12 protein-coding genes and 2 pseudogenes are annotated in these 13,752 nt (G+C 66.6%); 7 read left to right on the forward strand and 7 right to left on the reverse strand.

From position 1 onward, the window contains the following. Positions 1-45 precede the first annotated feature (45 nt). From AB0C34_RS08890 to AB0C34_RS08900, 3 genes are all read left to right on the forward strand, one after another. On the forward strand, positions 46-1,869 hold the full coding sequence (locus AB0C34_RS08890) for a bifunctional diguanylate cyclase/phosphodiesterase (protein WP_357069082.1): 1,824 nt from the start codon (positions 46-48) through the stop codon (positions 1,867-1,869). A gap of 131 nt (positions 1,870-2,000) precedes the next feature. Continuing rightward, positions 2,001-3,620, forward strand: a complete 1,620-nt coding sequence (locus AB0C34_RS08895) for an MFS transporter (RefSeq protein WP_357069084.1) — start codon at positions 2,001-2,003, stop codon at positions 3,618-3,620. Between the two features lie 89 nt (positions 3,621-3,709). Next, complete coding sequence (locus AB0C34_RS08900) at positions 3,710-4,663, forward strand: DMT family transporter (RefSeq protein WP_357069085.1); 954 nt, start codon at positions 3,710-3,712, stop codon at positions 4,661-4,663. Between the two features lie 98 nt (positions 4,664-4,761). Here AB0C34_RS08900 and AB0C34_RS08905 read toward each other — a convergent pair whose 3' ends face one another. Further along, the gene (locus tag AB0C34_RS08905; protein WP_357069087.1) at positions 4,762-6,300 is read right to left on the reverse strand and encodes a Rieske 2Fe-2S domain-containing protein; all 1,539 of its coding nucleotides are present in this window, start codon (positions 6,298-6,300) and stop codon (positions 4,762-4,764) included. A gap of 42 nt (positions 6,301-6,342) precedes the next feature. After that, entirely contained in the window at positions 6,343-7,176 is an 834-nt protein-coding gene (locus AB0C34_RS08910; RefSeq protein WP_357069089.1) for a hypothetical protein, read from the reverse strand. A 287-nt stretch (positions 7,177-7,463) separates the two neighbouring features. On the opposite strand from AB0C34_RS08910, the gene AB0C34_RS08915 reads away from it, so the two are divergent. Together AB0C34_RS08915 and AB0C34_RS08920 are read left to right on the forward strand one after the other, a co-directional pair. Beyond that, complete coding sequence (locus tag AB0C34_RS08915; RefSeq protein WP_357069091.1) at positions 7,464-8,213, forward strand: lysophospholipid acyltransferase family protein; 750 nt, start codon at positions 7,464-7,466, stop codon at positions 8,211-8,213. An 11-nt stretch (positions 8,214-8,224) separates the two neighbouring features. Next, a complete protein-coding gene (locus AB0C34_RS08920) occupies positions 8,225-8,965 on the forward strand; it encodes a lysophospholipid acyltransferase family protein (RefSeq protein ID WP_357069093.1) in 741 nt (246 codons plus the stop codon). Between the two features lie 139 nt (positions 8,966-9,104). On the opposite strand, the pseudogene AB0C34_RS08925 reads toward AB0C34_RS08920, so the two are convergent. The 4 genes and pseudogenes from AB0C34_RS08925 to AB0C34_RS08940 all read right to left on the reverse strand — a co-directional run. Next, a pseudogene (locus AB0C34_RS08925) lies at positions 9,105-9,326 on the reverse strand (helix-turn-helix transcriptional regulator); the annotation flags it as partial. Positions 9,327-9,421: 95 nt separating this feature from the next. Continuing rightward, a pseudogene (locus tag AB0C34_RS08930) lies at positions 9,422-9,793 on the reverse strand (hypothetical protein); the annotation flags it as partial. A 448-nt stretch (positions 9,794-10,241) separates the two neighbouring features. Continuing rightward, positions 10,242-10,481 (reverse strand): hypothetical protein, encoded by a 240-nt coding sequence (locus AB0C34_RS08935; RefSeq protein ID WP_357069095.1) that lies wholly within the window; start codon positions 10,479-10,481, stop codon positions 10,242-10,244. Positions 10,482-10,814: 333 nt separating this feature from the next. Then, positions 10,815-11,702 carry a helix-turn-helix domain-containing protein gene (locus AB0C34_RS08940; protein WP_357069096.1) on the reverse strand — a complete coding sequence of 296 codons (888 nt, stop codon included), beginning with the start codon at positions 11,700-11,702 and terminating at the stop codon, positions 10,815-10,817. Between the two features lie 84 nt (positions 11,703-11,786). On the opposite strand from AB0C34_RS08940, the gene AB0C34_RS08945 reads away from it, so the two are divergent. Continuing rightward, complete coding sequence (locus AB0C34_RS08945; protein WP_357069098.1) at positions 11,787-12,662, forward strand: NAD(P)H-binding protein; 876 nt, start codon at positions 11,787-11,789, stop codon at positions 12,660-12,662. Positions 12,663-12,745: 83 nt separating this feature from the next. Then, on the forward strand, positions 12,746-13,090 hold the full coding sequence (locus tag AB0C34_RS08950; RefSeq protein WP_357069100.1) for a hypothetical protein: 345 nt from the start codon (positions 12,746-12,748) through the stop codon (positions 13,088-13,090). A 59-nt stretch (positions 13,091-13,149) separates the two neighbouring features. On the opposite strand, the gene AB0C34_RS08955 is transcribed toward AB0C34_RS08950, so the two are convergent. Continuing rightward, on the reverse strand, positions 13,150-13,728 hold the full coding sequence (locus tag AB0C34_RS08955) for a GNAT family N-acetyltransferase (RefSeq protein WP_357069102.1): 579 nt from the start codon (positions 13,726-13,728) through the stop codon (positions 13,150-13,152). Positions 13,729-13,752 lie beyond the last annotated feature (24 nt).

Here is a 13,752-nt window from a genome sequence, read left to right on the forward strand (position 1 = left end):
TTCCCCGTGCGACGAATCGGGTCTCGCGGCGATACCCGAACCCGGGTGCGAGCCGCTTCTGCGCTGGCAACCGCCATGGTCATGGCCCGGACCACCGGGGCGTTCTACGTCATGGGTGGGGTTCTCGGGCTGGTGATCACCGCGATCGCCCCGGGTGACGAGGGTAATCGGCCGCTGGTCGGCGGAGCGGCAGCGGTAGCGCTGGTGCTCGGTCTCACGCTGCTCGCGTGGGGTCCACGCCTGCCGCACTCGATTCATCACGCCTACGTCGCGACCGCGACGGTATTGGTGACGATCGCGGTGCATTCGTTCCCGAACACGGTCGGCGCGATCAGCCTCGCGGCGTTCTACGTGTTCGTTGCCTGCGACGCCGCGCTGTTCTTCGCCTGGTCGCAGGCGGCCGCGCACATCGCGTTCGCCCTGCTGCTGTGCCTCTGGGTCCTGCCGGCGCGGCCGGTGACGCCGGGGCTGCCCTGGTGGTCGGGCCTGATCCCGGCGGGTGTGACGGTCGGCGTCGGCGTCGTGGTCGGCATCCTGACCAGGATGGCGTCGGAGGCCGACATCGATGTGCTCACCGGCCTACTCAATCGGCGCGGCTTCGACCGGGCGCTCAACGGTGTGATCGAACAGGCCACGCGGACCGGCCAAGGACTCTCGCTGGTGCTGGTCGACCTGGACCGCTTCCAGAAGATCAATGACCATCTGGGTCACCGCGCGGGCGACGCGGTTCTGCAGCGGGTCGCCGACACCTGGTCGAAACTGCTCGCACCGGGCCAGCGCCTGGCCCGCTATGGCGGCGACGCATTCGCGCTACTGCTGCCGAACACCACCGAGCAGGCCGCGATCCTGCTCACCGAACAGCTGCGTGCGGCCGTGACCACCGGCTGCTCGGCGGGCGTGACGTCGTGGCAGCCCGGGGAGTCCGGATCGTTGTTGGTCAGCCGTGCGGATGTCGGCCTGTACCGGGCCAAGCAAGCCGGTCGCAACCGGACCGTGCTCGAGTCCTCCCGGCAGTTGCCGCTGGCAGTGGAGTTGCGCGAGGCGATCGACAAAGGCGCTCTGGATGTGCACTACCAGCCGATCGTCAGCCTGACCGAGGGCGGCGGCAAAGCGGTCGGTGTGGAGGCGCTGTTGCGCTGGTCGTCCAACGCGCAGCCGGACGTCACCACTGAGGGCCTGATCCGTGTCGCCGAGGAATACGACCTCATCGCCGATCTGGACGAGCTGGTGTTACGCAAGGCCTGCGCCGACGCCGCGCGGTTGCAGGAGACCTTCGCCCAGCTCGATCTGACCCTGAACGTGAACGTCAGCGGACTGGAGTTGGCGGAGGCCGATTACGCCGACCGGGTGGCGGACATCCTCGCCAGCACCGGTTGGCCCGCGGATCAGCTGGTCCTCGAGGTGACCGAGAGCGAACTGGCCGCCGAATCCCAGACCGCCATCGCGAATCTGCACACTCTGCGCGACCGGGGTGTTCGCATCGCTATCGACGACTTCGGCACCGGGTACTCCTCGCTCAGCAGACTGGCCACCCTGCCGAGCGACATTCTGAAGGTCGACCAGTCTTTCGTCGCGGCGATCCGTTCGGACTCACCCGCGCCGCCGCTGCTCGGCGTGATCGCCGCGCTGTCCAGCGCGCTGGATCTGCAGGTGATCGCGGAGGGCGTGGAGACCGAATATCAGGCCGCGGTGCTCACCGAGCTGGGATTCGCGCTCGCCCAGGGCTACCACTACAGCGACTCGCATCCGGTGTCCGACCTGATCAGCGACCTCAACGAGCACCAAGGGCGAGTCGGCCCCGGCGTCTCGGACCGAGAATTCGGTGGCGGCGACACGGTCCAGGCCAACGGCTGGGTGCCGCTGCCCTGATAATCCCTTGACGCGGCGATGTGAGGTACTCGATGCTGATCGACATGCGTTTACTGATCTACGTCTGTTGATTCGCCGCATCGCTACGTACCCGTTCGACGGGTAGCGCGGACTCTCTCAGCCTCCGCGCGTTGGCGGCACGCGCAGTGCTCTTCCGGAGCACCGGTGAATTGATTCCGCTCTACGCGCTGTATGCCTTGCTCTTCGCCGACCACGGAATGAGTAGCGGGCAGATCTCGTTGTTGTTCGCGATCTGGTCCGTGACGTCGTTCCTGCTCGAGGTGCCGTCCGGGGCATGGGCCGACACGGTCTCGCGGCGGGCGCTGCTCACGCTGAGTGGTGTGTTGCTGACCGGCGGCTTCACGCTGTGGACCGTCGTGCCGTCCTTTCCCGGTTTTGCTACCGGGTTCGTGCTGTGGGGCATCTCGGGCGCCCTCGCATCCGGCACGTTCGAAGCGCTGCTCTACGACGAACTCGCCACTCGCGGCGAATCCGCGGCGTACCCGCGCATTCTCGGCTACACCCGCGCTGGTGCGGAAATGGCCGTCGTGGTCGCCATCGTCGTCGCGACCCCGCTCTACCTCTGGGGTGGCTACCCCTTCGTCGGCTGGTCCAGTGTCGCGATGGCCGCCCTGCACTCGGCACTCGCTGTCTCACTGCCCACCGCACCGAAGGTGGTCTCCGCGGTGGACATCGATGATCTGGAACTGGAAGACGAGGAAACGGCGCGGCCCGGGGAGCGTGCGCGTCCAACCGACGCCGCGACGACCGTCCCCGCAAGCGCTGAGCCGATCGCCTCCGCCCTTCGAGGGTGCGCCGCAGTGCTTGCGGCCGTCGCGGCAGACCGCGATCCAGGCGCATCGGTGCACGACTCCGTCTCGGATTTCGGCGGGCGAGCCATGGGCGCAGGTCCCGATGAAGGCACGACCGACGTGGACGATGGCGCGGTGGTGGGTGTCTGGGCGGTGCACGGCGGACGAGTTGCGTCCCAAGCCGCGGTTGGCGGTTCGCGCGCTGGTGCTGCCAGCCGCGACGCGGTCGACGGGCGCACTGTCGACGCGGAGGTCGTCTCGAGTCGCGCTACGTCGGATGTGGACGTGGCGCAGTCGAGGCATGTCGCGCGGCCTCGGCCGTTCGCGCGATACCTCGGCATGCTCACGGTCGGTGTGCGCGAGGCGGTGCGAGTTCGGGCGGTGCGCTACGGCGTGTTGCTGGAGGGGCTGTTACTCGGCATGACGGCGTTCGACGAATACTTCGCACTGCTCGCGGACGAAGCGGGCGTCTCGACCGCGGTGGTTCCACTGCTGGTCGGCATCACCGTTCTCGGTTCGCTGATCGGCGCGGTGCTGGCGGGCCGCACCGAGGGCATCTCGGGTCGGACGATGGCGGCCGCGGTGGGCGTGGCGGGCGTTCTGTTTCTCGTCGGAGCGCTGATCGTCGGAGCCGCTTCGTACCGACCCGCCGCTGTTTACCTGCTGACCGGACTCGGCTTCACCGCGATCGGCGTCTCCTACGGCATCGTCTATAACGCCGGAGTGGTAGCGGGAGCCCGTCTCCAGGCGGCTATCGAGGGCCCGGCTCGGGCTACGGTGACTTCGGTATCCGGCCTTCTCGGCGAGATGGTGGCTCTCGTCGTCTTCGCCGTCGCCGCAGCGGTCACCCGCTGGAGTTCCATGTCCGCCCTCTTGGCTCTCTTCGGCGTCGCCATGATCGCCCTCGCCGCCTGCACTCCCCGTTGGCTGCCGCGATGACTGTGAGTGGCATGAGAGCGAACTACCTCGCGTAGCGCCGCCGTCACCCGTCCGGCATCGTCGGTGCGCGACCGGTAGCGTTCGGGGATATGACCGTGCAGGCGAGACTTGGGCTGCTGTTCGGGTGCGCGATCGGCGCCGGTGTCGCGGTGCAGGGGCGGATCAATGGCGCGCTCGGCGCCCGGCTGCACGATGGGATCGCCGCCGCCACCGTCAGTTTCAGCATCGGGCTCGTGGCGCTGCTCGTGGCCTTCGCGGTCAGTGGGCGCCTGCGCGAGGGCCTGCGCCAGGTAGGGCAGGCGATGGCCGATGGCACGCTACGGCCGTGGCAGTTTCTCGGCGGACTGTGCGGTGCTTTTTTCGTCGCCGGTCAGGGACTCACCGTTGCGGCCATCGGTGTCACCGCGTTCACCGTGGCGGCTGTCGCGGGGCAGTTGCTCAGCAGTCTGGTGGTCGACCGGCTCGGATTGGGCCCGAGCGGACGTACCGGGGTCACCGTGGGGCGTCTGGTCGGCGCGGCACTGGGCGTGCTGGCGGTACTGATCGCTGGATTCGGTGATACCCGGGCTGCAGGTGAACTTTCCGTCCCCGACACGCTGCACGGAGCTCCAACTGTGCTGCTGATCGTGCTGCCCGCGCTCGCGGGCATCGGCCTGGCCTGGCAGCAGGCGGTGAACGGCAGAATCGGCGCGGTCGGCGGGCCCTTCTCAGCGACCATCGTCAATTTCTGCGTGGGCCTCATCGCGCTGCTCGCCATCGAAGCCATCGTGGTCGCGACCTCCGGCGGTTTGGCCGAATTCCCTACCGAGCCATGGCTTTACCTGGGTGGGCTGATCGGCATCGCCTTCATCGCCCTGGCGGCCTCGACCGTCCGCTGGATCGGTGTGCTGCTACTCGGCCTCACTTCGGTCGCGGGCCAGCTGATCGCGTCCCTCGTTCTCGACATCCTGACCCCGACCAGCGCGGGCTTGACGGTCACCTCGGTCATCGGCTGTGTGCTGACCCTTGTCGCGGTCGGCATCGCCACTCGGTCGCAACCCTGAGCTCGCGGCCGGAGCGGATTGTGCCCGGGATGTCGGGTGCGTGCACCAGCCGATGCTTCCGGTCGGCGCGTCGTCATTGCCGACCGGTAGCCAGGTACTCAGGCCAGCTTGGTCGAACGCAGTTCGTGACCCTTGGATGTCTTGCACCGTCCGGATTCCAGATCCCACTGCCAGCCGTGCAGGTTGCAGGTGAGGGTATTGCCTTCGACCACACCGAATCTCGACAGGTCCGCCTTGAGATGCGGGCAGCGCCGTTGGACTTCCCAGCCGGCCAATTCGGTGGAGGCGGAATCGTCGTGCGCCTCGGCGAACCAGCCGTCGGCGTAGGCGATCCGCTCGTCGGTGAGGCATTTGAAGAAGGTGTAGAGGAATTCGTTGTATCCGCCGATGCGCCAGGCCTGGAACCGGGTGGACAGGAAGATGGTGTTCACCCAGTCCGGCTCGTTGTCGCGCAGCACGGTGCGCACCAACTCCGGCGGGATGCGGAAACCGTAGCGGTACTTGCCCTCGCCCTCGATCGGGCCGCGCACCTCCCGCTTCGGAAAATCGAGGACCACGGTTTCTTCGCCGATGACCAGGCCGACCGGGTACCCGATGCCGTCGCAGATCAGGTCGCTCTGGCCCATGATCGGCTCGAACAGCTTCTGCAGCGGTTCCAGCAGTGCGCCGTTCTCGGTGGCCCAGGACGCCTTCTCGGCCGCGAGCACCGGTGCGAGGCGCTGCGCCATCCGCTCGATGTAGTCGGCCTTGTTGTCGTAGATCTCGGCCGGATCGCTCGGATGGGTCAGCATCAGTTCGGCGCCGCGCACGTCGGCGACCGAGCCGGGGATCATCATGATCCCGCCCGTGTTGCCGTGGATCTGCATCTGCTCCAGGAACACCTTCTGGTCCGGGAAGATGTTGCCTTCGTCGCCGCGATCGTCGTTGAGGTAGCGCAACTCGTCATCCAGGAACACCGGCGGGCCGGCCGAGGGCACCACCCAGGTCGCGCCGACCTGTTCGATGTAGCTACGCGCCCGGTCCATGCCGCGCTGACGCTTCTGTTTACCGAAGTTCGACTTGGTTCGGGCCGGGATGTCGTAGACCATCGGGTACCAGATGGCACCCGAGTACTGCAGCAGGTGGATATCGATGTGACCGAACGCGTCGTGCAGCACGTCCATGTCGACTGGGCGAGCGTCGTTCATGTTGAAGCAGGTGGTCTCGCCGTCGGAGACGACGAGACCCGAATCGCCGATCGGTCCGTCGGCCGGCGCGCGCAGCGCGATGATCATGACCTCCAGCGCGCCGCCGGGGCCGGTCACCGTGTGCTTGACCGAGTCCTCGGTTTCGAAGAACGTGTGGAAGCCCAGCTTCTCCAGCTCCCGGCGCAGGTCGGGTACCGGATAGTCCGGCAGCAGCACGGTCGCGTCCTTGTTGACGTACTGGGCCAGGTGCGCCGCGTCGAAATGGTCGCGGTGTAGGTGCGAGACATAGAGGTAGTCGCAATTGCCCAGTTCGGCCCAGTCCAGCCGGGTGTTGTCGGGGAACGGGAACCACGAACCGAAGTACGCGGGATTGACCCAGGGATCGCAAAGGATCGACCCGACCGCGGTGCGGATGTGGAATCCGGCGTGTCCAACGCTGGTGATCTGCACTGGCTGCTCCTCCTGACCGTTACCAGCCAACCAGGGTAGTGGCTACGACGAAACGTCGCCGATGCAGTAGCCGTCCGGACCCGACAGCAGGGTGAAGGTACGCGACCGCGTCACACCGGAGGCGTTGGTCACCGGAACGAGTACTGCGATGTAGTTCGCACTCAACTGCTCGGAGCGGAGTTCTTGGTCGGCGAACCCGGTGGCTCCGGTGAGCGGCGTGCCCTGGCTGGTGGCCAGGGGCGCGGATACCGGCTGCCCGGTACCCGAGGGATCCCAGGTCGCCGCCGACGCCTTGCAGATCAGCGGGTGGTCGCTTTCCTGGTCGGACGGGTCGAGTGGTTCGCCGACGAACCGGGCAAGGTAGCGGCGCACGGTGTGCCTGGCGTCGGCGTCGTTGTATTCGATGTCCGCGCCCGCCGTCGCGACCCGGGGGCAGGCGTAGCCGGTGTCGACCGCCGCGCGGTGTACGACGACCGTGGTGGTCGCGCTCTTCCAGGTGATCGTGTCGCGGGTGGCGGTGCCCGGCTGGGCCAGGGCGGTGCGGATGGCCTGCGGGTCGTCGTACATGTCGGCCACGTTGCGGGGCGCGATGGTCCAGCATTTCGCCTGCAACTCGGGCAGGTTGCCGGATTCCAGGTCGGCGGCCCAGCGCCGCACGGCGTCCGCGGCGGCAGGCAGTCCGGAGACCGCGCCGACCGCTGGAGCATCGGCGGGAATCGGCGATAGGGCCGTGGTGCTCGGTGGCGTGGTGGTGGGTGCGGCAGCCGGTGTCGTCGTAGGCGCGGCCGCCGCCGGCGCGTTGTCGTCCGGGATGCCGACGACCGAGTCGCAGCCGGTCAACAGCACTGCGCTGGTCAGCGCCAAGCCGCCGAACATCGTCGCGCGTGTACGTGGTGTGATCCGAACTCCCGGCCGCGCACACCGGATCGACGCTGCTAACGGCGTCGACTGAGACCTTCCCGCATTCGGGCGGTGGCGCGCCGCCCGATCTCGATCCCGCGCTTCCCGGTCGTATCCCTGCGGATTCGGTCGGAAACGTTCCACTTCGACGGTCCCTCTTCTCTAACGCGTGCGGGCTGGCCGTTCGTGCCTGCCTTCTCGGCTTCGGCATCGCGACGGCGCTGTGCCCGGATGGGGCAGGCAGCGACTACGCTAGCGGACTTGTGGAACCCGTCTACCGGACGATCATCGGGCTGGCCCGTACCGTCTTTTTCCTCGAAGGTCTGAAGTTCACCGTCACGGGCGATGGACACATCCCGGCGCGTGGTGGCGCCGTACTGGCGGTGAACCACACCGGTTACATGGACTTCACCTACGCGGGCTTGCCGGCGCGCACACCCAAACGCTATATCCGGTTCATGGCCAAGAAAGAGGTCTTCGACGACAAGATCTCCGGTCCGATCATGCGGGCGCTCAAGCACATCCCGGTCGACCGTTCCGCCGGCGCCGACTCCTACCGGGCGGCGCTCGACAACCTGCGCCGGGGCGAACTGGTCGGCGTCTATCCCGAGGCGACCATCAGCCGCAGTTTCGAGATCAAGGAATTCAAGTCCGGCGCCGCACGCATGGCGCTCGAGGCGCAGGTGCCGATCATTCCGATCGTCATCTGGGGCGCGCAGCGGGTTTGGACCAAGGGGTTCCCGAAGCGGCTCGGCCGTACCAGCACCCCCATCTCGATCGCGGTCGGCGCGCCGATCCAGCCTTTCGAGCCCGCCGCCGAACTCACCGCCCAGCTGCGCTCAACCATGCAGGACATGCTGCTGGCGCTGCAAAAGGACTACGTACACGAGTCCGGCGCGTACTGGGTTCCGGTCCGGCTCGGTGGCAGCGCGCCTACCCTGGAGGAGGCGGACGCGATGGACGCCGCCGAAGCGGAGGCCAAGTCCACGCGCAAGAACGCGGCAGGGCGGTAACGGGAGCACTGATGACGCGGGAACCGGTTTACGACATCCTCGCCGGCTTGGCCCGCACTATCTTCTTCACGCAAGGACTGCGCCTCGACACCGAGGGCCAAACGCACATTCCACGGTCCGGCGGGGCGGTGCTGGCAGTGAACCACACGGCCTATCTGGACTTCACAGAGGTGGGGTTGACCGGGCGTAAGTCCGGCCGCAACGTTCGATTCATGATGAAGGCCGAACTCGAACACGGCGTCGTCGGCTTCCTCATGAAGCACTGCAAGGCGATCGGCGTCGACCGTGCGGCGGGCGCCGAATCGTATGCCCGCGCCGTGGCCGCGCTGCGCGACGGCGAAGTTGTCGTGGTCTATCCCGAGGCGACCATCAGCCGCAGCTTCGAGCTGAAGGAATTCAAGTCCGGCGCAGCCCGGATGGCCATCGACGCCGACGTCCCGATCATTCCGCTGATCATCTGGGGAGCGCACCGGATCTGGACCAAAGACATTCCGAAACGCCTTGGCTACCACAACTTTCCGATCAACATCCGCATCGGTGAGCCGATCGCGCCCACAGCACCCGCCGACGAGCTCACCGCTACCCTGCGTGCGCGGATGAGCAAGCTGCTCGACCGCGCCCAGCGGGATTATCCGATGCCGACCGGCGCCCGCTGGGTGCCGGCCCGTCTCGGCGGCACGGCACCCACCCTCGAAGAAGCCGCCGTTCTGGAACAGGAGGAACTGGCCAGGCGCCGAGCCGAAAACCGCTGATCGTGGCGGACCCTCAGCGGAGGGTGCGGACGTGGCGCGAGTCCGCACAGTTGTCGGGCTGCGTGGGCTTGTCAGAGGCCACGCGGAGTAGTGGCCGACGCCGTCAGGAATGTGCGCCTCGGCGCGCGGGGACCATCGGCTACTTCTCCAACACCGCGCCCGGAAAGAATTTATCCGTTACCGCCACAGTGACATGATCGGGGGCCTCCAGCCCTCTGAGTAGTTTTTGCGCGTACACGAGGCTGATTGCGCTCTCCCCGCGAGGGTTATCGAATTGGGCAGCGCGCTCCCGCTTGGCATAGCCGCTTGTGCTGACCCCCGCGCGTGCAGCCAACTCCGTCTGGGAGAGTCCCCTCGTGCCGCGTGCCTCCCGGAACCAGCTGTTGGCGTCCGGTGCGGGGCAGGATCGGGGAAATCAGGAGCCCTCAGGTAGCGCTGCACAACAGCCGCACGCACATCTTCAGGGGCGTCCAATACGTCGAACAGACGCGGCGCCATCGCGTGGGTGACCTTCCCGGTGCGTTCTATCTGACCGATATAGGGGCCCGAACCGGGCTTGCCGAGCAGAGCGGCGAGTTTGTCCTGGCTCAGTCCTCGGCCTTCACGGGCAGCTCTCAACCAGCTCCCGAACGACGTGAGCTCGCGTGAGGTCAGGTCGGGCCACTCACCTGCGGGCAACCGAGCCGGCTTGCGCGGTATGGCCTTTGGCGGTGGCGTGGGCTGCGCAGACCGAGTGTCGGTCGGTCGAGTACTGCCGCCATCGTTGCCCGCACCCCGAATTTTTTTCCGCGAAATGGCTGTCGTCGTCTGGTCTTTGGTTTGAAACATGATCCAGCTCTTGTGAGAATCCACGAGGAAGGCCCGCTCTGGTCTCGGCCAACCCTCCCACCACGTTTTCTACTCTTGGCAGGACATTATTGCGAAACCATCTACCGAGCACTTGAGAATCCCCCCAACCGCACCGCGTCGCCGGATATCGCCGCGACACGGGTTGCGTCTTCGCGGTCAATGCTTGGAATCGAGTACTCGGAGAGGGTAACCGTCAGAAACTCGGACATACCGCACTTACGCCGTATGAGCATGCCTACCATGCGACCTAGTTGCTGTCCGACCCATCGCGGTCCGCCTCGGCGGCACAGCGCCCACCCTCGCAAGCCGCCGTCTTGGAGCAGGAGGAAATGGTTAAGCGTCGAGCCAAAGGGCGAGTGGCCGACCGAACGCTCGTACCGTCCCCAGACGCGTAGGTGGGGCGTCGGCCGTGTCCGAATCGGAACCATCATGGTTCCAGGTACAGCCGTTCGTTAGGCAACCGCGGCAGGCCTTCGGCGCGACCAGGAAGTACATCCACCGCGTCGGCATAGTGGCGCTCACGATGCTCTCGAAGGAAAGTCACCGCAGCGGTGATGCAGGCGGCGAAATCGAATCGTGCACCATGCAGGAAAACCGACAGATGCACGTCGGGTTCGTCGGGATGTGGCGAACGTGTACCACCCACGCTGTGTGTCGGCTCTTTCATCGGTAGCCTCCCGCCGGACAGGACCCCTTTCCAGGATGCCCGATCACCTGCCCGAGACATCGAACGTGCCACGCCGGGTGGATGAGGGGGAGCAGCCGTCCGCCAGTTCCGGTGATTCTCGCGGACTTGTTCTGCGCCCGGTTCGGATACCGGGTAACGACCAATGACCTCGGGTTCGGCGACGCGTCGACGGTCGATCGTGCGCTCAGTTGTAGTCCATCATGGACACGGAAGATGTTCGTCGCGCCGTTCGGTGCAGCAGCCGAGCAGACGTACCTACTCGGGTAAATGGCCTTCGACAGCGGCGAGCACGAGACGGCACAGCGGGGGCGTTCAGAAGCCGGAATGCAGCGGCCGGCACGGGGTAGGCGTGGGTAACTGGCCGCGAAAGAACCTGGATGGCGGTACACCCATCAGAGTTCGGAAGTCCGCCGACAGGTGGGATTGATCGTAGTAGCCGTTATCTGTCGCGAGCTGGGCTAATGAAATCCGCGGAATCCTGACCGTCGACCGCTTGTAATAGTCCGCGGTGCCGGTGCTGTCGGCCGAGCTGCTGTCGCCGGCATGGGACAGGACTCTGCGCACCCGGTCGATCCGCGCAAAGTGTTTGGGGGAGACGCCGATTCCATTGGTGAACAGGTTGCGGAGTTGGCGTTCGCTGACCGAGAGTCGCGCGGCGAGGGCGGGTACCGGAAGGGCTGGGTCGGTCGTGATGGCAGCGACTGCGCTGCCGAGCAAACTGCGCTCGGCACGCTGGACCGCGTCATCGGTGATGCGGTGCGGCAGTACGCCTTCCAGATACGGCAGGACTTCGTCGGGCGCGACAGCGATCAGTACGGTGGCGAGGTCGGCGGCGGGGCCGGGCAGGTCTTCCAGGCGCACAACCCGATCTGTGAGCAGCGCGGCGGGCACGCCGAGCAGCGAGCGAATCGCGCCGGGCGCCAGACGCAGGCGGACGCAGCCCGCGGGCGTACTCGCGCGGGAGTAGATCGCCTTGGTCTGTGGCCCGACGACGAGCGCAGCGCGGGGACCGCGCTGCTCGTCGCGCAGCACGATGGTGGTCGAGGTTTGCGGAATGTGCGTGAACGGCTCGGACAGGTCGAACAGAGTCGGGATTCGGCCGAGTTCCGACAGCCACGGTCGCAACGACTCCGGTGCCGGCTCGGACGTCTCGACCAGGTCGGCCGGCACGACCGGCGGCCGATGCAGCAGGGAAGTCACCGCATCCACTGTAGGCAGTCCCGGCTCGGGCAGGTGTGCCGAAATTTCCTAGCGACCTGCGACAACGCGCGGCACGGTGGTCACATGATCGTAATCACCGGTGCGACAGGCACTATCGGCAGCGAAATCATCCGGCAGCTCGTGGACCGCGGCGAGCAGGTTCGAGCCGTGACCAGGAATCCGGAACGCGCCGAGGTCCCGGCCGGCGTCGAGGTGGTGCGCGGTGACTACACCGACCTCCCGTCGATCGCGGCGGCGATGTCCGGCGCGGACGCCGCTTTCATCGTTGGTGTGCTCGGCCCGGAGTACGTCGAGGTCGACCGTGCCCTGATCACGACGGCGCGGGACGCGGGAGTCGGCCGGATCGTCAAGCTGTCCGCTATCGGCACTGGTGATGCGGGGCTCGGCCGCGTCGGGACTTGGCATCTGCCGGGCGAACATGCCGTGCGCGAGAGCGGTGTCGACTGGACCATCCTGCGCCCCAGTTCCTTTGCCTCCAACACCTCGAGCTGGGCGGAAGCTATCCGTTCCGGGAACCCGGTGCCGAATATGACGGGCCCGGCCGCGCAGGGTGTCATCGACCCGCGCGACGTCGCCGGGGTAGCGGTCGAGGCTCTGGTGTCCGCCGAGCACGTGGGCCGGGTCTACACACTCACCGGTCCCGAACTACGCACCACCCATGACCTCGCCGCTACCCTGGCCGCCGTTGTCGGTCACGCGGTGGAGGTTGTCGATATTCCGGAAACCGAAGCGCGTGCGTACATGCTCGCGTCGGGGATGTCCGCCGAGTATGTGGACGGGGCGCTCGCGGGTCAGGCCTACGTTCGCGCAGGACACAACGCGATCGTCACCGACGATGTACGTCAGATCCTCGGTCGCGCCCGTACCTACGCCGAATGGGCGACCGACCACGCGAGCGCGTTCGAGGCCGACTTCGTGAATGTGAGTGACGTCACATAGAATTGCCGAATGATGAGCGCTGGGCAAAGGTGGCAGGACTGGCGGACGCCGGTGATACGCGCCTACGCGAAAAGGGGACTCGGATGCGTCGTCGGATCGTGACAGTCTTGGTAGCGCTGGTAGCGGGAGGTTCGGCGGCGGCGTTCGCCGGTGCGCCCGCCTCCGCGGTGGTGCTGAACCCGTTTCCCGGTGGGACCGAGGTCTACTTCGACCACAGCGAGTCGACCGCCATCGCGAACATGAACCTCGGCCCCGCGCTCGGTCAAGTGGCGGTGGCCTGGTCGCCCGGGGCGAAAGCGATGCTCGGGCAGGGGATCACCGAGCACGCGCAGTGGGCGACCGAGACCACGAACGGCGCGCTGTCGATCGAGGTGTACGGAATGTTCACCCAACCGTCGTTGGTCACGGTGACCACAATTCCGGGCTGATACGAGCAGGTGAGCGACCCTGGCACAAGGACTTCGGCGATAACTGAAGGGCGCCGAGTTCACCGTGGTCGTGTCGTCGAGTCCGGGGTCCGGCATGAACTGTGGGCGGGGCGGTCGGTTCGGTAGATGACGTGGCGTTTGTCGTCGGTGGGGTTGTCGGGTGTCAGGTCGCCGATGGCCACTCGATGGAATCCGGCCTTTTCGAGCATGCGCCACGATGCGACGTTGTCGGCATGGACCGGCACGATCGCGGTGTTGCTGTCCGGACAGTCGTGCCAGGTTTTGTCGAGCATCGATCGCATCATGCGGGTTCCCAGACCGTGGCCGATCAGTGTGGGCTCACCGACGAGGTAGTCCAGGCTGATCGCCGAGTTGGGAATGGTCAGAATCGGGGCGACCTCCTCAATGTATTCGGGGTAGTCGTCCCAGCGGCATCGTTGCATCAAACCGACGGGCGTCCCGTCCAGCAGGGCCAACCAATCCTGGTTGGGCTCCTCACCACGCGCCGACGGGCCGAAGTCGCGGCGAACGGCCTCGTCGGAAGTCTCGTGCGCCCACCATCGCGCTACATGTGGTTGCCCCAGCCATTGTGCGAGCACAGGGAAGTCGTGCTCGTCGAGCCGTCGCCAGCTGATCACGTCAGCAAGTATTCTCCGCACTTA

It is taken from the genome of Nocardia sp. NPDC049220 (genome assembly GCF_040647855.1).
Classification (GTDB): domain Bacteria; phylum Actinomycetota; class Actinomycetes; order Mycobacteriales; family Mycobacteriaceae; genus Nocardia.